The sequence below is a fragment of the Altererythrobacter sp. C41 genome (genome assembly GCF_016803135.1).
Taxonomy (GTDB): domain Bacteria; phylum Pseudomonadota; class Alphaproteobacteria; order Sphingomonadales; family Sphingomonadaceae; genus Pelagerythrobacter.
Map to the genome: position 1 here is coordinate 59319 of NZ_JAEVFE010000008.1, position 17088 is coordinate 76406.

General features: G+C 65.9%; 18 protein-coding genes. 9 read left to right on the forward strand and 9 right to left on the reverse strand.

Translation table 11 applies throughout. The features are described from left to right. Window positions 1-98: 98 nt before the first annotated feature. Genes JNO53_RS12915 through JNO53_RS12935 form a run of 5 tightly spaced genes read right to left on the reverse strand, consistent with a single transcriptional unit; the run spans window position 99 to window position 5313 of the window. Complete coding sequence (locus JNO53_RS12915) at window positions 99-740, reverse strand: inner membrane-spanning protein YciB (RefSeq protein ID WP_203111961.1); 642 nt, start codon at window positions 738-740, stop codon at window positions 99-101. Then, window positions 740-1663 carry a signal recognition particle-docking protein FtsY gene (ftsY, locus tag JNO53_RS12920; protein WP_203111964.1) on the reverse strand — a complete coding sequence of 308 codons (924 nt, stop codon included), beginning with the start codon at window positions 1661-1663 and terminating at the stop codon, window positions 740-742. The genes JNO53_RS12915 and ftsY overlap by 1 nt, the downstream gene beginning before the upstream one ends. Then, window positions 1660-2838, reverse strand: a complete 1179-nt coding sequence (locus tag JNO53_RS12925) for a MiaB/RimO family radical SAM methylthiotransferase (RefSeq protein ID WP_203111979.1) — start codon at window positions 2836-2838, stop codon at window positions 1660-1662. The genes ftsY and JNO53_RS12925 overlap by 4 nt, the downstream gene beginning before the upstream one ends. Beyond that, window positions 2835-3644 (reverse strand): diaminopimelate epimerase, encoded by an 810-nt coding sequence (gene dapF, locus JNO53_RS12930; RefSeq protein ID WP_203111982.1) that lies wholly within the window; start codon window positions 3642-3644, stop codon window positions 2835-2837. The genes JNO53_RS12925 and dapF overlap by 4 nt, the downstream gene beginning before the upstream one ends. A gap of 40 nt (window positions 3645-3684) precedes the next feature. Then, window positions 3685-5313: a putative bifunctional diguanylate cyclase/phosphodiesterase gene (locus JNO53_RS12935; RefSeq protein ID WP_203111984.1), complete on the reverse strand. Its 1629-nt coding sequence runs from the start codon at window positions 5311-5313 to the stop codon at window positions 3685-3687. 192 nt (window positions 5314-5505) lie between these two features. Between JNO53_RS12935 and JNO53_RS12940 the strand changes: the two genes are divergently transcribed. From JNO53_RS12940 to JNO53_RS12950, 3 genes are all read left to right on the forward strand, one after another. Further along, window positions 5506-5898 (forward strand): EVE domain-containing protein, encoded by a 393-nt coding sequence (locus JNO53_RS12940; RefSeq protein WP_203112104.1) that lies wholly within the window; start codon window positions 5506-5508, stop codon window positions 5896-5898. Window positions 5899-5988: 90 nt separating this feature from the next. Beyond that, window positions 5989-6171, forward strand: a complete 183-nt coding sequence (locus tag JNO53_RS12945) for a CsbD family protein (protein WP_203111986.1) — start codon at window positions 5989-5991, stop codon at window positions 6169-6171. 137 nt (window positions 6172-6308) lie between these two features. After that, window positions 6309-6503 carry a hypothetical protein gene (locus JNO53_RS12950; protein WP_203111988.1) on the forward strand — a complete coding sequence of 65 codons (195 nt, stop codon included), beginning with the start codon at window positions 6309-6311 and terminating at the stop codon, window positions 6501-6503. 4 nt (window positions 6504-6507) lie between these two features. On the opposite strand, the gene JNO53_RS12955 is transcribed toward JNO53_RS12950, so the two are convergent. Further along, window positions 6508-7857: an MFS transporter gene (locus JNO53_RS12955; protein ID WP_203111990.1), complete on the reverse strand. Its 1350-nt coding sequence runs from the start codon at window positions 7855-7857 to the stop codon at window positions 6508-6510. A gap of 113 nt (window positions 7858-7970) precedes the next feature. On the opposite strand from JNO53_RS12955, the gene pgsA reads away from it, so the two are divergent. Continuing rightward, on the forward strand, window positions 7971-8564 hold the full coding sequence (gene pgsA / locus JNO53_RS12960) for a CDP-diacylglycerol--glycerol-3-phosphate 3-phosphatidyltransferase (RefSeq protein WP_203111992.1): 594 nt from the start codon (window positions 7971-7973) through the stop codon (window positions 8562-8564). Window positions 8565-8588: 24 nt separating this feature from the next. Here pgsA and JNO53_RS12965 read toward each other — a convergent pair whose 3' ends face one another. The 3 genes from JNO53_RS12965 to rnd all read right to left on the reverse strand — a co-directional run bounded on the left by JNO53_RS12965 (window position 8589) and on the right by rnd (window position 11866). After that, a complete protein-coding gene (locus JNO53_RS12965; protein ID WP_203111995.1) occupies window positions 8589-9551 on the reverse strand; it encodes a division plane positioning ATPase MipZ in 963 nt (320 codons plus the stop codon). A gap of 121 nt (window positions 9552-9672) precedes the next feature. Continuing rightward, window positions 9673-10569 carry a hydrogen peroxide-inducible genes activator gene (locus JNO53_RS12970; protein WP_203111998.1) on the reverse strand — a complete coding sequence of 299 codons (897 nt, stop codon included), beginning with the start codon at window positions 10567-10569 and terminating at the stop codon, window positions 9673-9675. A 94-nt stretch (window positions 10570-10663) separates the two neighbouring features. Beyond that, window positions 10664-11866: a ribonuclease D gene (gene rnd / locus JNO53_RS12975; RefSeq protein WP_203112001.1), complete on the reverse strand. Its 1203-nt coding sequence runs from the start codon at window positions 11864-11866 to the stop codon at window positions 10664-10666. Between the two features lie 156 nt (window positions 11867-12022). On the opposite strand from rnd, the gene aspS reads away from it, so the two are divergent. The 5 genes from aspS to JNO53_RS13000 all read left to right on the forward strand — a co-directional run bounded on the left by aspS (window position 12023) and on the right by JNO53_RS13000 (window position 17064). After that, the gene (gene aspS / locus JNO53_RS12980) at window positions 12023-13843 is read left to right on the forward strand and encodes an aspartate--tRNA ligase (protein WP_203112003.1); all 1821 of its coding nucleotides are present in this window, start codon (window positions 12023-12025) and stop codon (window positions 13841-13843) included. Between the two features lie 75 nt (window positions 13844-13918). Further along, complete coding sequence (locus tag JNO53_RS12985; protein WP_047805955.1) at window positions 13919-14155, forward strand: acyl carrier protein; 237 nt, start codon at window positions 13919-13921, stop codon at window positions 14153-14155. A 149-nt stretch (window positions 14156-14304) separates the two neighbouring features. Then, window positions 14305-15564, forward strand: a complete 1260-nt coding sequence (gene fabF, locus JNO53_RS12990; RefSeq protein WP_203112006.1) for a beta-ketoacyl-ACP synthase II — start codon at window positions 14305-14307, stop codon at window positions 15562-15564. Window position 15565: 1 nt separating this feature from the next. Further along, on the forward strand, window positions 15566-16537 hold the full coding sequence (mltG, locus tag JNO53_RS12995; protein WP_203112009.1) for an endolytic transglycosylase MltG: 972 nt from the start codon (window positions 15566-15568) through the stop codon (window positions 16535-16537). Further along, window positions 16501-17064 carry a 2'-5' RNA ligase family protein gene (locus JNO53_RS13000; RefSeq protein WP_338015359.1) on the forward strand — a complete coding sequence of 188 codons (564 nt, stop codon included), beginning with the start codon at window positions 16501-16503 and terminating at the stop codon, window positions 17062-17064. The genes mltG and JNO53_RS13000 overlap by 37 nt, the downstream gene beginning before the upstream one ends. Window positions 17065-17088: the final 24 nt, after the last annotated feature.

Consider the following 17088-nt stretch of genomic DNA (forward strand, 5'->3'; position numbering starts at 1 on the left):
CATCCCAGCGAAGGCGGTGATCCCGCTGGCGCTATCCCCTGTTGCACCGCCGATGGGCTCCTGCCTCCGCAGGGGGACAGCTTTCCCGATGAGGATAGTCAGGCCGTCGGAGGCGGGGTCTGCTCTTCCTCCGTCACCCCTTCCGCCGCCAGACCGTGCCGCAGGAGCATCGGAATCTGCGTGAAGGTGAAGAGGAAGCTCAGCGGCAGAAAGACCCAGAGCTTGGCCCAGAGCCAGCTCTCGAACGACAGCATCGCCCGCAGCACTTCGTTCAGCGCGGCGAGGGCGAAGAAGAACAGGCCCCAGTTGCGCGAGAGCTTGAGCCAGCCTTGCTCGTCCAGTCCCTCGAACGCGGCGCCGAGGAGGATCTCGAGCAGGGCGCGCCGCCGCAGCCAACCGATGATCAGCGCGAGACCGAACAGAAGGTAGATTACCGTCGGCTTGATCTGGATGAAGCTTTCGTCGCGCAACCAGATGGTCAGCGCGCCGAAGCCGACGATCAGCGCGGTCGAGAGCCACAGCATCGGCGAGATGCGGCCGAACTTCCATTTGGAGAAAGCCAGCGCGGCCACTGCCGCGACCATGAACGCGATCGTCCCGCGGATGACCGCCGCGATTTCGCCGAGCGGGCTGGATTCTTCCGGCGCGTAGAACTTGTAGGTTGCGAGGAATACGAGCAGCGGCCCGTAATCGACCAGAATGTTGAGCCAGCCGCTCTTCGGCTTCGCGTCGTCTGCCATCACGCCACTCCCGCAATCACGCGCGCGACGAGGTCGGGGTCGAACGGACGCAGGTCGTCGATCTTCTCGCCCACGCCGATCGCGTGGATCGGCAGGCCGTACTGCTCGGCCGCGGCGACGAGCACGCCGCCGCGCGCGGTGCCATCGAGCTTGGTCATGATGAGGCCGGTCACGCCCGCCACTTCCCTGAACACGTCGATCTGGCTGAGGGCATTCTGTCCGTTGGTCGCATCGAGCACCAGCACCACGTCGTGCGGCGCTTCGGGATTGAGGCGGCCGAGGACGCGGCGGATCTTCGCCAGCTCGTCCATCAGCTCGCGCTTGTTCTGCAGCCGGCCGGCCGTGTCGACGACCAGAGCGTCGATGCCCTGCTCGGTCGCCGCCTTGACCCCGTCGAACACGATCGAGGCCGGGTCGCCCCCCTCCGGCCCACGCACGATCGGCGCACCGATCCGCTCCGCCCAGGTGGCGAGCTGCCCGATCGCCGCCGCCCGGAACGTATCGCCGGCCGCGAGCATGACGTTGTAGTCCTCTTCCTGGAGCCAGTGTGCGAGCTTGGCGATCGTGGTCGTCTTGCCGCTGCCGTTGACGCCGATCACCAGGATCACCTGCGGACGCGGAAAGGCCACGATCTCGAGCGGTTTGGCTACTGGGCGCAGGATCGCCGCGATCTCCTCGGCCACGGCTTCCTTCAGTTCGCGCTCGGAGATCTCGAGGCCGAAGCGCTTCTCCGCCAGTCGCGCACGGATGCGGGCCGCGGCGGAGGGACCGAGATCGGAGAGGATCAGCGCATCCTCCACGTCGTCAAGCGTCGCATCGTCCAGCCGCGCGGTGCCGACCACGCCGGTCAGGTTGGTCGAAAGGCGTTCGGAGGTCTTGCGGAAACCGCCGAAGAGCCGCTCGCTCCAGCTCGTCTCGCTCATGAGAGCAGGCCTTTCTCGTGTCGCTGGGGGGTGACTGTCACGACCGTGCCGCGCGCGGCGCCTTCGGGCACGGCCACGCGGGCGAAGTGGGGCGCATAGCCGGTGCCGTCGTTTTCGGCGAGCACCGATTGTGGGGCGCCCACGAGCGTGTCCAGCCAGGCGTCCCGCGTGCGGACAACTTCGGCGCGCAGCTCGGCCGCGCGGGCCTTGATCGCGGCGCGCTCGACCTGTGGCATTCGCGCCGCCGGGGTGCCGGGGCGCGGAGAGTAGGGGAAGACGTGGCCGTGAACGATCGCGAGCTCACGCACTATCGAGAGGTTGTCGATGTGCGCCGCCTCGTCCTCGGTCGGGAAGCCGGCGATCAGGTCGGCGCCGATCGCGATCTCGGGGCGCGCGCGCTTGAGTCGCGCGACCAGCTCCACCGCATCGGTGCGTGAGTGGCGGCGCTTCATGCGCTTGAGGATCAGATCGTTGCCGTGCTGCAGGGAGAGGTGCAGGTGCGGCATCAGCCGCGGCTCGCCGGCGAAGAGGTCGACCAGCAGCGGATCGATCTCGATGCCGTCGAGCGAGGACATGCGCAGGCGGCGGAGCTCGGGGAACGTCTCCAGGATCGCCTGTATGAGGCGGCCAAGGGAAGGGCGTCCGGGCAGGTCGTGGCCCCAGGAGGTCACATCGACGCCAGTCAGCACCACTTCCGGTGCGCCTTGTGTCAGATGGCTCTCGATTTCTGCGAGGACTTGCGGAATCGTCAGTGAACGGCTCGGACCGCGACCCTGCGGAATCACGCAGAAGGTGCAGCTATGATCGCATCCGTTCTGAACCGCGACGAAGGCGCGGGTGCGGCGCACGGGGACAGGCGGCGCGCGCTCGGGCGCGTTCCAGGCCCGCCGGTCCAGTTTGCGGGTATTCGCGACAAGCCCGTCGACCTCGGGCATGGCGGCGAGCTGTTCGCGCTCGACCTCCGCCGCGCAGCCGGTGACGAGCAGGCGCGCGTCGGGTCGCTCCCGGCGTGCCTTGCGGATGGCCTGCCGCGTAGTGCGGACAGCCTCGGCGGTGACGGCGCAGCTATTGACCACGACCACGTCGTGCTCGCCTGCGAGCATGGCGCGAATGCGCTCGCTCTCGGCGATGTTGAGACGGCAGCCGAGCGAGATCACCTCGGGGCCTGCGCTCATGCGAAATCGTCCCACACGAAGCTGCCGCGGTAGGCCTCGGCCGCCGGGCCCGTCATAGTTATCCGGCCGTCCTCGCCCCAGCCGATCGTCAGCGCGCCGCCGGGCAGTTGCACCTCGACCTCGCGCTCGACCAGTCCGCGGCGCATTGCCGCGACGGCCGTGGCGCATGCGCCGGTGCCGCAGGCGCGGGTCAGGCCTGAACCACGCTCCCACACGCGCAGGCGAATGCTCCGGCGGCTCTCCACCGTCGCCACGTTCACGTTCACGCGCTCGGGAAATAGCGGGTCGCGCTCGATCTCCGGACCCAACGTGTCCAGCGGCACGGCGTCGGTATCCTCGACGAAGAACACGACATGCGGATTGCCGACGTTCACTGCCGTCGGGCTCTCGAGCGGGTCCCACCCGACCGGCATCGTCAGCGTGTCCATCGCGTAGGCGAGCGGGATCTCCTCCCAGTCGAAGCGCGGTACGCCCATATCGACGCTTGCGCCGCCGGTCGCCGGCTGCACCCGGATCGTGCCGCCTGCCGTTTCGACGGAGGCTTCGGATCCGTGGAGTAGCGCCACCGCGCGTGAGGCATTACCGCAGGCCTCGACCTCGCCGCCATCGGAATTGAAGATGCGCATGCGGAAATCGGCGGCTTCCGAAGGCTCGAGCAGGATCACCTGATCGCACCCGATCCCGGTGCGCCGGTCGGCCAGGGCCGCAGCAACCGAGGGCGTCATGGCGGGCAGGTGCTCGCCGCGCGCATCGAGCACGACGAAGTCGTTGCCGAGACCGTGCATCTTGACGAAGGGAACGCGCATCGTCGGCGCATCTATGCGCCGCATGGCTGCGCGTCCAGTGTCAGGCGCTCTTGCTCATGGCCTCGGCGGCGTTCGGCGCGTCGCCGTCGTCGCTCAGGCGCCCCAGCGCGCCGAGCCGTTCGCGAACCTGTTCGATCGTTTCCGGACGGCCGTAGATATACCCCTGACCCTTGAGCTGGCCCAACTCGCGCAGGCGCGCAAGGACCGCGTCGTCCTCGATCCCCTCGGCGGTGATCGGCATGCCGAGCCCTTCGCCGAGCGAGACGATGGCGTCGACGATCTTCGATCCGTCGCCGTCCTCCCCCATCTCGCTGACGAAACTGCGGTCGATCTTGATCCGGTCGAACGGCAGCGACCGCAATTGGGCAAGGCTCGAATACCCGGTGCCGAAATCATCGAGGCTGATCCTGATGCCCTGGTTGCGCAGGCTGAGGATCATCGAGCGAACCAGCGCGACGTTCTCGTGCAGGCAGCTTTCGGTGATCTCGATCTCGAACCGCTGCGGCGGGAAGTTGTGCTTCACCAGCAGCTTGAGCATGCGCTGGGCGAACCACGGATCGTTGAGCTGCAGCGGCGAGACATTGACCGACAGCGTCAATGCCGGATCCCATTGCCGTGCATCCTGGAGCGCGCGTTCGATGAGCTGTTCGGACAGGAGCGCGACGACGCCCATGTCCTCTGCGATCGGAATGAACACGTCGGGCGAAACCAGCCCGAAATTGGGCGAGTTCCAGCGTGCGAGCATCTCGAAGCCGGTGAGCTCGCCGGTCTCGAGGTCGATCTGCTGTTCGTAGTAGGGGACGAATTCGCCGTTCGCGAGGCCCGAACGGATGCCCGCTTCGAGCGCGTTGCGGAAGCGCAGTTCGTTCTCCATCTGCGCCTCGAACCAGTAGTAGCGGTTCTTCCCGCGCTTCTTGGCATGGTACATCGCGATATCGGCGCGGTGCAGGAACGCCTGCGCCTCCAGCCGCCCGTCGAAGGGTTCGCACGCGGTTGACGCGATCCCGACCGAAACGGTGATCTCGGCGGAATGGCCGGAAATTTCGATCGGATCGGAAATCCGCGGGATCAGGCGTTGTATCAGCCGATCGACCCGCGCGGGATTCGACAGATCGTAGGGGAGCACGCAGGCGAACTCGTCGCCGCCCAGGCGCGCAACGAGCGCCTCGTGCGGGAGGAGCGCGCGAAGGCGCCCCGCAGTTTCCCGCAGCACTTTGTCGCCGGCCATGTGACCGTTCAGGTCGTTGATCTGCTTGAAGTTGTCGAGGTCGATCATAACGAACGCAACCGCGCTTTCCGTGTCGGCACATCGCGCGATTAGCGCTTCGGCCGCAGAAGGAAGACTGCGGCGGTTGAGGCAGCCGGTCAGCGGGTCGGTCTCGGCAAGCAGGCGGGCGCGCTCTTCCGCCGCCTTGCGTTGCTCGATCTCGGCCATGAGTTCGGCATAGCGGCGCCAGCCGAAGATAATCAGTGCGATATTGAGCAACATCGCACTGACGAGCAGGCTGTCCGGCGCCGGGCCGGTGCCCATCCAGTTGCGGAGGGCTTTCGGCAACACCGATCCACCCGTGCCGACGAACATGATGATCGCCGCGGCCGCGATGCCCATGGCCACGAGGTCGCGCTCGACGCTCGGAGTTTTCTGTCCTGTCTGCTCGCCCTTGGCCATAGATTCGGCGGCAGCGGCCGCCTCGCCCCCCGGATGTCGCGTTTAGCCTATATCGGGCCCGATTGAAGAAGAAGTTAAACACCGTCCAGGCCGGCACCGGCTGTGGTCAGGCGTCGCGCGGGACGCTATCCCGAGCCGCAGTTCCTGTTCGACGATCCGAAGGAGAGTGCTTGCGTGCCCCGCTACTGGCTGATGAAATCCGAACCTGACGTCTACGGCTGGGACGACCTCGTCGCAGAAGGCGAGGGGACGTGGGACGGCGTGCGCAATTACCGCGCGAAGAACAACCTCGCCGCGATGAAGGTCGGCGACCAGGCGTTCTTCTACCATTCGAACATCGGGCTGGAGATCGTGGGGATCGTCGAGATCAGCGTGGCCGGGATCACCGATCCGACCGATCCCGAGGGAAAGTGGGCGGCAGTGAAGGTCAAGCCGAAGGAGAAGCTGCCGCGGCCGGTGACTCTGAAGGAGGTCAAGGCGGAGCCGGCGCTTGCGGAGATGGAACTGGTCCGCCAGTCGCGGCTGTCCGTGTCGGAAGTGCGGCCGGCCGAATGGAAGAAAATTCTTTCCATGGCAGGGGCTTAACCCGACGGAACCGAGCCGCTCCCGCTTGCGTTGATCTTGCAAGACGGCGTGCAATTCCGCCGCCGCAAAGGCAAAGCAGGAGAGTTCCTCATGGGCGAATTCAAGGACAAGGCCAAAGGTATCGGCAACGAAATCGCGGGCAATGCCAAGCAGGCAGCGGCCGAAGTCGCCGGCAATCCCCGGCTCGATGCCGAAGGCAAGGCGCAGGAGCGCAAGGGCGAGGCGCAGAACCTCAAGGGCGAAGTGAAGGGCGCTCTCGGCGACAAGATCTGATCCCTCCGTTTCCAAGAAGGGCCGTCCGCAGGGGCGGCCCTTTTTTTGGTGGCCGCAGCGGCTGGGAAACCGTCCCGGCCTGCGACAATCGACACGGCGCGGGAGCCGAATGGTTAGTGAATCGTTAATCGGTCGCCATGCGCCGATCCCTCGTCCTCACCAACGAAGCCGCCCGCCACCCATTCCGCGCGACACTGCCGCCGCACGTTACGCGAGTCGAGGAGGGACCGGCAGCCAATCGGTCGCAGTGGCGCCCCTCGCTCGAAGAGGTGCGGACTTTCGCGGCAGTCTACGTCAGCGGTGTCGTCGGCGTGACCGCGTTCATCGCCTGAGCGGTCAATTCGCCGGCGATTCGGCGAGGTAGAGCTTTCTTCCCAGCCAGCTCGACACCAGGCACATCGCCGCGCTGAGCAGAAGCTGGTCCACGATCGCCACGTCCGCCGCGCTCAGCCCCATGGCGAGCAGGGCGCCGGCCACCATCGCGCCTGAATTGACGATGTTGTTAGCTGCGATCGTGCGTGCGGTCTGCGTCTTGGGCACGAACGTCGTCAGGAAGGCATAGAGCGGGACGACGAACATGCCGCCCGCAATGGCGATCCCGAGGAGACACAGGAGTAGCGGTATCGCGAGCGGCTGGGCCATGAACTGGCCGACGTCCATCAGCGTGTCCCCCGGTGCCGGAATCCACGTGCGGCAGACCGCGTAGAAGGCGAGGACGAACAGGGCCATCACGATCACCGACATCGGCGAATAGCGCGCCGAGACGGTGCCCTTGAGCAGCGCGTTGACCGAGACCGAGCCGATCGCCACTCCGACCGAGAAGATCACCAGGAACAGGCTCGCGACCTCCGGGCTGGCGGTGAGCACGTTCTTGGCCAGCGGCGGGAACTGGATGAACAGCACCGCGCCGATCGTCCAGAAGAAGCTGATCGCCATGATCGCGAGGAACACCCGGTCATCGTGCATCGTGTTGCGAACGAGGACGTAGGAGGAGCGGAAGACGTTGAAGTCGATCGGCTCGATCTCGCCCTGCGCCGGCGCGGGGGGCACGTGGCGCGAGGTGAGATAGCCCACCACGGCGGTGACGAAGACCACGACCGCCGCCGCCTCGACCGGAATCCAGCCGGCGAGGATCGTGCCGAAGAGGATCGCGATGTAGGTTCCCGCCTCGACCAGCCCGGTGCCCGCGAGCACTTCCTCGGGCTTCAGGTGCTGGGGCAGGATCGCGTACTTGATCGGGCCGAAGAAGGTCGAATGAACGCCCATCGCGAACAGCGCCGCGAGAAGGAGCGGGATCGCTGCCTCGGCCAGTAACGGATGCGGGCGGGCGAGGCACTGCCCGGCCACGGCCGCACATTCGACGTCCTGCCACGCGATCAGCAGGCCCGCTCCGCCAACGGCCATGATCCCGATCTCGCACGCCTTCACCACGCGCACGATGCGCGCCTTGTCGCTCATGTCGGCAAGCTGTCCGGCGAGCGCCGAGAGGACGAAGAACGGCAGAATGAACACGCCCGAGGCGACGGCGCTGAACATCGCCTCCTCGGCTTCCGAATTATAGACGACGTAGACCACGAACAGGACCATCGCGGTCTTGTAGAGATTGTCGTTGAACGCGTTGAAAAGCTGCGTGACGAACAGGGGCAGGAACCGGCGGCGGCGCAGAATGTGCGTCGATGTCGTCATGCGTCGTCGGTCCGATCCCGTTGCGGCTCGCGCCTCCTGTAAAGCGCAAGGCGGTGCGGACAAGGGCAAAGCATGGCTTTTTCCTTCCGAACGGAAGCGCTAGGAGAATCGCCGTGCTCAACTTGCCGAACATTCTGACGCTTTCGCGAATCGTCACGATACCGCTGCTCGTCGCATTGCTGTGGTGGCCGAACTGGGCCTTCGGATATCTTCTCGCCTTCGCGCTCTACTGCCTGATGGGAATCACCGATTACTTCGACGGCTACCTCGCGCGGGCGAGCGGCACGGTATCGAAGCTGGGCGTGTTTCTCGACCCGATCGCCGACAAGATCATGATCGCGGCGGTGATTCTGGTGCTGACGGCGCAGGGCTGGCTGCGCGGACCGTTCGCCGGGGACTTCCACGTAATCGCGGGCCTGATCATCCTCATGCGCGAGATCGCGGTGTCGGGCCTGCGCGAATTCCTGGGGCCGCTCCAGGTCTCGGTGCCGGTGAGCAAGCTCGCCAAGTGGAAGACGGCGGCACAGATGGTCTCGCTCGGTGCGCTGATCCTCGCGGGCGCGCTGCCCGGCTGGATGATGGCGGTCGGGGATGCGAGCTTCAACGTGCCGCATCTCGTCGGCATCGTTACCCTCTGGACTGCCGCGGTGCTGACGGTGATTACCGGCTGGGATTACCTGCGTGTCGGCATCAAGCACATGGATTGAAGCGGAAGGACGGCTTCCTGCCGGTCAAAGTGCCGCTGCCAGCGCTTCGCGATAGGCTGCGCGGACGCGGGGCGAAGTGCGCACGCGCGGAGCGGCCGTCGTCACGCAGAGCGCACCGGGTCCGTCGAGCGCAAGCTGCTTCAACAACCCCTCGATTTCCGCGAGCGTGCTCTTGTTGGCGCGCGCATTTTCCGGGAGCAGCGGGAGATCGAGATGGGTCAACCCGAACTGGAGCAGTTCGCGATAGGCGACTCGCTCCGTCAGTCCGCGGCCGATCCGGAAATCCTGCTGCTCAGCGAGCGCGGCGAGCGCCGTGTCGATCCGGTCGATCTGTCGCCGCTCGGTATGCCGCACCCGGTTCTTCGCCACCAGCCAGTCGATCGGGCCGAACCCGCTGCGATGCCGCTCGCGGCGAAGCCCGGCGACGGTGGCGCCGAAGCAACTGGACTGTCCCGGACGGCCCGTGATCGGATCGATCCGCCCCAGCACCTGCAGATCGATGAACGACGCGTTGATCGGAGTGACGAGGGTGTCCGCCATGGCGACGGCGCGGCGGAAGATGGGACAATCGGCGCCCGGCGCATCGAGCACGATATAGTCGGCGCCAGCGTCGAGCCGGGCGATTTCCTGATAGAGCTGCGCGGTGCACGGCTTCGTCAGCACCGCATGCGCGGGCATCGGCAGGGCCGCGCCGAGAACGCGTGCGGTCCCCTCGCGGAAGGACAGGCTTCGCTCCAGCGTCGACTGGCGCCAGTCGAGATCCAGCGCGATCACACGGTGGCCGGCATGCGCCAGCGCGACCGCGCAGTGAAACGCCAGCGTCGACTTGCCGACGCCGCCCTTCTCGTTGGCGAACGCGATCACGTGCCCCGCGAGCGCAGGACGCGAGGCGATCTCCGCCACGATCACTTTGGGATGTTCGCCGTCAGTCCAGGGGCGCGCGAAAGGTTCGCCGCCATCATCCAAATGCTCGAGATCTTTCCACACGACGCAGCTCCCCCACCCGGCGCTTCGCGAATCAGTTTATCCACAGCTTTTAGCACGATTTCGTCAACAGTACCTTGCACTGTCTCGACGTCGTCAAGGCGGGAGCGCTGATGCGCCTGATTCACCCTGCGCGCAGTTCCTCGGCCAGGAGCTCGAAATCGGCCTTGCGGGGGGAGTTCTTGCGCCAGATGAGGGCGATCTCGCGACTGGCAGCCTGCGACTTGAGCGGGCGGGCGACGATGTCGGTCTCGTGCAGGATGCCCGCCTCGATCGCCATCTCGGGCAGCATGGTCAGGCCGAGATCGTTGTTCACCATCTGCACCAGCGTGTGCAGGCTCGTACCGATCATCGTCGCCGAGGCGCGCAGTTCCGGCCGGTTGCAGGCGGCGAGGGCGTGTTCCTTGAGGCAGTGCCCGTCCTCGAGCAACAGAAGTCGTCCTTCGTCGATCATCGACGGCGGGATCGCCGCCGGCGGATCGCGTGGATCATCCTTCGGGAAGGCGACGTAGAGCCGGTCGTCGGCGATGTGCGCCATGTCGACTTCGCCGGTGGCGAAGGGGAGGGCGAGCAGCACGCAGTCGACCCGGCCATGGTGGAGGCTCTCGACGGCGTCCTGGCTGGTTTCCTCGCGCAGGAAGAGCTTGAGGTCGGGCCGCTCGCTGCGAAGCCGCGGCAGGATGCGGGGCAGCATGAACGGGGCGATGGTGGGGATAACGCTCATCCGCAGCGTGCCCGACAGCGGCTTGCCGCTCGCACGAACGAGGTCCGACAGCTCCTCCGCCTCGCGCAGCAGCCGATGCGCCTTCTCGACCACCTGTTCGCCCAGCGTGGTGAAGCGCACCACGCGGCGGCTGCGCTCGACGAGCGTCACGCCGAGCAGGGATTCCAGTTCCCGGATGCCGGCCGAGAGCGTCGACTGCGAAACGAAGCTCGCCTCCGCGGCGCGCCCGAAATGACCATGTTCGTGCAGCGCCACAAGGTACTGGAGCTGCTTGATCGTGGGGAGGTAGGTGGACATTGCTAGACCACGGGCCCCCTGAGGAACACGTCGCTCATCCGAGGAGCGGCTTGGGCGCCGCCCGGCGGCGTCCGCAAAGACCCATCACGACGGATCACTCGGCCGCTTCCGCCTCGGCCATGTCGTCCGCCACGTCGTCGATGTGCGTCATATTCAGCTTGCCGCCCTTGACCGCGAAGGCCAGCTTGCCTTCGACCAGTTCGAGCGCATCCCGGCCGAAGACCTCGTACCGCCAGCCCTGGAGGACCGGCAGCTTGCGGACGCCGGCGGCGAGCGCCTCCATCTCGTCCGAGCGGGTGAGCAGCCGCGCGGCGACGTCGATCTCGCGCGTGCGGATCTTGAGCAGCAGCTTGAGCAGGTCGGCGACCAGCGCGCCTTCCTTGCCCAGCGGCGCGCCGCGCTTGGGCTTGTCGGGCATTTCGTCGGCGGTGAGCGGCTCGGCCTTTTCGAGCACTTTCATCAGGCGCTTGCCTATGTCGTTGTCTTTCCAGGCATTGGAAAGGCCGCGGACCTTGACGAGGTCGGCCTGCTGCTTCGGCGGGTGGCTGGCGATATCGGCCAGGGTCTCGTCGCGCATGATGCGTCCGCGAGGGATGTTCTTGTGCTGCGCTTCGCCCTCACGCCACGCGGCAAGTGCTTTCAGACGGCCGAGCACCGCCGGGTTGCGGCCAGCCTGCCGAATGCGGCGCCACGCCTCGCCCGCATCATTGCGGTAGTTGGCCGGGTCGGCGAGCTTTTCCATCTCGGCGTCGAGCCATTCGCCGCGCCCGGTTTTCATCAGCTTCTTCAGGATCTTGGGGAAGATCTTTGAAAGATGCGTGACGTCGCCGATGGCATATTCGATCTGCCGCGCGGTCAGCGGGCGGCGGCTCCAGTCGGTAAAACGCGCACCCTTGTCGACCGTGATGCCAAGCCACGCCTCGACCAGGTTGGCGTAACCGATCTGCTCCGACTGGCTGATCGCCATCATGGCGATCTGCGTGTCGAAGATCGGATGCGGCGTCTTGCCGGTCAGGTTGTAGATGATCTCGACGTCCTGCCCGCCCGCGTGGAAGACCTTGAGCACGTCCTCGTTGTCGCACATCAGGTCGAGCAGGGGGGTGAGGTCGATCCCGTCGGCCAGCGGGTCGATCGCCGCCGCTTCTTCCTCATTGGCGATCTGCACCAGGCACAGTTCCGGCCAATAGGTGTTCTCGCGCATGAATTCGGTATCGACGGTGACGAAGTCGGACTTCGCAAGACGCTCGCAAAGCGCGGCGAGCGCGTCGGTGGTGGTAATCAGATCGTGTATCTTCATTCTGTCTTTTCTATCGTGGGGCGGAGTACCGCCGCTCGGGTGTGCCCGGCGCCTTGACAAAGGCCCGTGCTTGCCCTGTTAGCGCGCGCAATATGCGCGGTGCGCCATCGGTGGCGCGCCCTTAGCGCCTTAGCTCCGAAATTGGAAAGATTTTAGATGCACGCCTATCGTACCCACAACTGCGCACAACTGGCGAAGGCGAACGTCGGCGAAACCGTTCGCCTCTCGGGCTGGATCCATCGCAAGCGCGACCACGGCGGCGTGCTCTTCGTCGATCTGCGCGACCATTACGGCCTGACCCAGATCGTGGCGGACGAGGATAGCCCGGCGCTGGAGATACTCGATGGGTTGAAGCTGGAATCGGTCGTCACGATCGATGGCGAGGTCAAGGCGCGCGCGGAAGGCACGGTGAATCCGAACCTGCCGACCGGCGAGATCGAAGTGTTCGCACGCGGCGTGACGGTGCAGAGCCGCGCCGAGGAGCTGCCGCTGCCGGTCGCCGGCGAGCAGGAATATCCGGAGGACATCCGTCTCAAGTACCGCTTCGTCGACCTGCGGCGCGAGACGATGCACCGCAACATCATGCTGCGCAGCCAGGTGATTTCCTCGATCCGCCGCCGCATGACCGATCAGGGCTTCACCGAGTTCCAGACCCCGATCCTGGGCGCCTCCAGCCCCGAGGGCGCGCGCGACTATCTCGTGCCCAGCCGCCTGCACCCGGGCCGCTTCTACGCGCTCCCGCAGGCGCCGCAGATGTTCAAGCAGCTCCTGATGGTCGCTGGCTTCGACCGCTATTTCCAGATCGCGCCGTGCTTCCGCGACGAGGACCTGCGCGCCGACCGCAGCCCCGAGTTCTACCAGCTCGACTTCGAGATGAGCTTCGTCACGCAGGAAGACGTGTTCCAGGCGATCGAGCCGGTGCTCGCCGGCGTGTTCGAGGAATTCGCCAACGGCAAGAGCGTGACACCCGCGGGCGAGTTCCCGCGCATTCCCTACGCCGAGGCGATCCTCAAGTACGGCACCGACAAGCCGGATCTGCGCAACCCGCTGATTATCAGCGACGTGACGGATCATTTCGAAAAATCGGGCTTCGGGCTGTTCGAGAAGATCGTCGGCTCGGGCGGCCGCGTCCGCGTCGTTCCCGCGCCGAACACGCACGAGAAGAGCCGCAAGTTCTTCGACGACATGAACGACTGGGCGCGGCGCGAAGGCTTCGCCGGGCTCGGCTACGTCACCCGCAAGGGCGGCGAGTTCGGCGGCCCGATCGCCAAGAACCACGGCACGGAGGGCATGGAGAAGCTCTACGCCGAGCTCGGCCTGGGCGAGAACGACGGCCTGTTCTTCGCCGCCGGCAAGGAGAAGGACGCGGCGAAGCTCGCCGGCGCGGCGCGCACCCGCGTTGCCGAGGAGCTCGGCTTGATCGAGCAGGGCTGCTTCAAATTCTGCTGGATCGTCGACTTCCCGATGTTCGAGTACGACGAGGAGCAGAAGAAGGTCGACTTCAGCCACAACCCCTTCTCGATGCCGCAGGGTGAGATGGAGGCGCTGGAGAACGAGGACCCGCTAACTATCAAGGCCTGGCAGTACGACATCGTCTGCAACGGCTACGAGCTGTCCTCGGGCGCGATCCGGAACCACCGGCCGGACATCATGTACAAGGCGTTCGAGATCGCCGGCTATTCGAAGGAAGACGTCGACGCGAACTTCTCCGGCATGATCGAGGCGTTCAAGCTCGGCGCGCCGCCGCACGGCGGCTCGGCTCCGGGGATCGACCGCATCGTCATGCTGCTGGCGGACGAGCCGAACATCCGCGAGGTCATCGCCTTCCCGCTCAACCAGCGCGCACAGGACCTGATGATGGGCGCCCCGTCCGCTGTCAGCCCGCGCCAGCTCCGCGACGTGCACATCCGCACCGTGGAAGCGCCGAAGCCGCAGCCGGGTGCGGAAACGCGCGCCGATCCGGCCGGAGACGCTTGAGCGGGCACTTGCCAGCGCGTTCGCCGTTCATTAGGGCGAAAGCAACATTTAACCCCAATACACAGAGGGCATAATATGAGCGATACCGCCGACCGCGTGCAGAAGATCGTCGTCGAGCATCTGGGCGTCGAAGCCGACAAGGTGACCCAGGATGCGAGCTTCATCGACGATCTCGGCGCCGACAGCCTCGACATCGTCGAACTGGTGATGGCTTTCGAGGAAGAATTCGGCGTCGAAATTCCCGACGACGCGGCCGAGAAGATCACCACCGTCGGCGACGCCACGAAGTACATCGAAGAACACAAGGGCTAGGCTTTTCGCGCTTTTCCCGTTCGCTCGAGCTAGCACTGGCAAAAGGCGACGAGGGAGAGGCCCGATCCCTGCTTGCGCAGGGATATGCAGGCTCAGCCCTAACGGGTTGGGCCTGTTGTTCTTTCTGGAAGACGTAATCGGAGAATTGCATGCGCCGTGTGGTCGTAACCGGTCTGGGTCTCGTCACCCCGCTGGGTGGCGATGTCGAGACGACGTGGAAGAACCTCATCGCCGGCAAGAGCGGGGCGGGGCAGATCACCCGTTTCGACGCGAGCAACCAGAAGTGCACCATCGCCTGCGAAGTGAAGGCGAAGGATCATGAATGGGGTTTCGACCCCGACAAGCGCGTCGACCACAAGGTCCAGCGGCAGGTCGATCCTTTCATCATCTACGGCATCGACGCCGCCGGACAGGCGCTCGAGGATGCCGGCCTCGCCGAGATGGACGATGATCTGAAGGAGCGCACCGGCGTCTCGATCGGTTCGGGCATCGGCGGCCTGCCGGGGATCGAAAGCGAATCGATCGTCCTGCACGAGCGCGGCCCGGGCCGCGTGAGCCCGCACTTCGTCCACGGCCGGCTGATCAATCTCATCTCCGGCCAGGTCTCGATCAAGTACGGCCTGATGGGCCCGAATCATGCGGTCGTGACCGCCTGCTCCACCGGCGCGCACTCGATCGGCGACGCGGCGCGGATGATCCGCGACGGCGATGCCGACGTCATGCTCGCGGGCGGCGCGGAAGGCACGATCAACCCGCTGGGCGTCGCCGGTTTCGCACAGGCGCGCGCGCTCAACATGAGCATGAACGACCGTCCCACCGAAGCAAGCCGCCCCTACGACAAGGACCGCGACGGCTTCGTCATGGGCGAGGGCGCCGGCGTGCTCGTGCTCGAGGAATACGAACACGCCAAGGCGCGCGGCGCGAAGATCTATGCCGAAGTAGTCGGCTACGGTCTCTCGGGCGACGCTTACCACGTCACCGCGCCGCATCCCGAAGGCAAGGGCGCCGAACTCGCCATGCGCATGGCCATTCGCAAGGCCGGGCTCGAGCCGGGCGATATCGACTACGTCAACGCGCACGGCACCTCGACGATGGCCGACACGATCGAACTGGCCGCGGTCAAGCGCGTGCTGGGCAACGATCTCGGCGGTGCTTCGATGAGCAGCACCAAGTCCGCCATCGGTCACCTGCTGGGCGGCGCCGGTGCCGTTGAGAGCATCTTCTGCATCCTCGCGATTCGCGACCAGATCGTTCCGCCGACGCTCAACCTCGACAATCCGGACGAAGGGACCGAAGGCGTCGATCTCGTCCCGCACGAGGCAAAGAAGCGCGAGGTTCGCGCCGTGCTGAACAACAGCTTCGGCTTCGGCGGAACCAACGCCAGCCTGGTGATGAAGAAGGTCGACTGACATGCGCCGGCGCGGCTGCTTGGCCGCCGGGGTGCTCGCCGCCCTGGCGCTCCTTTCGGCCGTGATCTTCGGCAGCCTGGCGTTCGGCTCCGCACAGGTGGAGAAGGATACCGCGTTCATCGTCCCTTCGGGTGCGACGCTGACGGCCGTCGCGAACAAGCTGGAGGACGAAGGGCTGATTACCTCCGCCGACGGCTTCCTGTTGCGCGCCAAGCTGCTCGGCAGTTCCGACCCGATCCAGGCCGGCGAGTTCCGACTCCCGGCCGGGATCGGGCAGGGCGGCATTCTCGACACCTTCCAGCACGGGGAGGTGATCCGCCGCTTCGTCACCATCCCGGAGGGCATGCCGTCCATCCTCGTCTACGAGAAGCTGATGTCGGAGCCGCTGCTGACTGGCGAGATCCCGGTGCCCCAGGAAGGCTCCGTCTTGCCAGACACCTATGCGTTCGAACGCGGCGAGGCGCGCACTGCGGTTCTCGCGCGGATGCAGGCGGCGATGCGCAACTACCTCGCCGAAGCCTGGCCCAAGCGCGGCAAGGACATCGCCGTCGACACCATCGAGGAGGCGGTGACGCTTGCCTCGATCGTCGAGAAGGAGACTGCGCTGCCGAAGGAGCGGCGAATGGTCGCCGGACTATACTCGAACCGGGTGAAGGAAGGCATGTTCCTCCAAGCGGATCCCACGATCATCTACCCGATCACGAAGGGTAAACCGCTCGGCCGCCGTATTCGCCAGTCGGAGATTGCGGCGATCAACGACTACAACACTTATTCGATGGCGGGCCTTCCGAAGGGCCCGATCACCAACCCCGGGCGTGAGAGCATCGCCGCGGTGCTCAATCCGGCGGCGACCGACGCGCTTTACATGGTCGCAGACGGGACGGGCGGGCATGTGTTCAATTCGGACTATGCCGCGCACCAGGAAGCCGTCGACAAGTGGTTCGCGATCCGCCGCGCGCGCGGCGAGATGTGACGGGGGCGGCACCAGCGCCGCTGATCGTCACGGCCGAACTGCCGCCGGACATTCACCGCTGGGCTACGCGACTGCGCGCGGCGCACTATCCGCCCGAGCGCAACTTTCTGGAGGCGCACGTCACCCTGTTCCATGCCCTGCCGCCGGGCAGCGAGGATGAGGTGAGTGGTCGTCTCGCGAAGCTCGCCGCGGAGCACGTGCCCGTAGCAGCGCGGCTGGAAGGCGTCATGTCGCTCGGCATCGGGACGGCGCTCCGCCTGGCAAGTCCCGACATGCTGACGCTGCGCAGCGACCTCGCGGTGCAATTCCATGGCCTTCTCACCGTGCAAGACGTCCACGAACCGCGCCTCCACGTCACGATCCAGAACAAGGTGTCTTCGCAAGCTGCGCGGGATCTCCAGCGCAGGCTGTCCGCCGAGATCGAACCACGCCCTTTCACCTTTCCGGGGCTCGCGCTGCATCGCTATCGTGGTGGGTCGTGGGAGTTCGTGAAGCGCTGGCCGTTCCGCGGCAAAAAGCGAGGTTGACCGGCTCGCAAGCCCGCCCTAAAT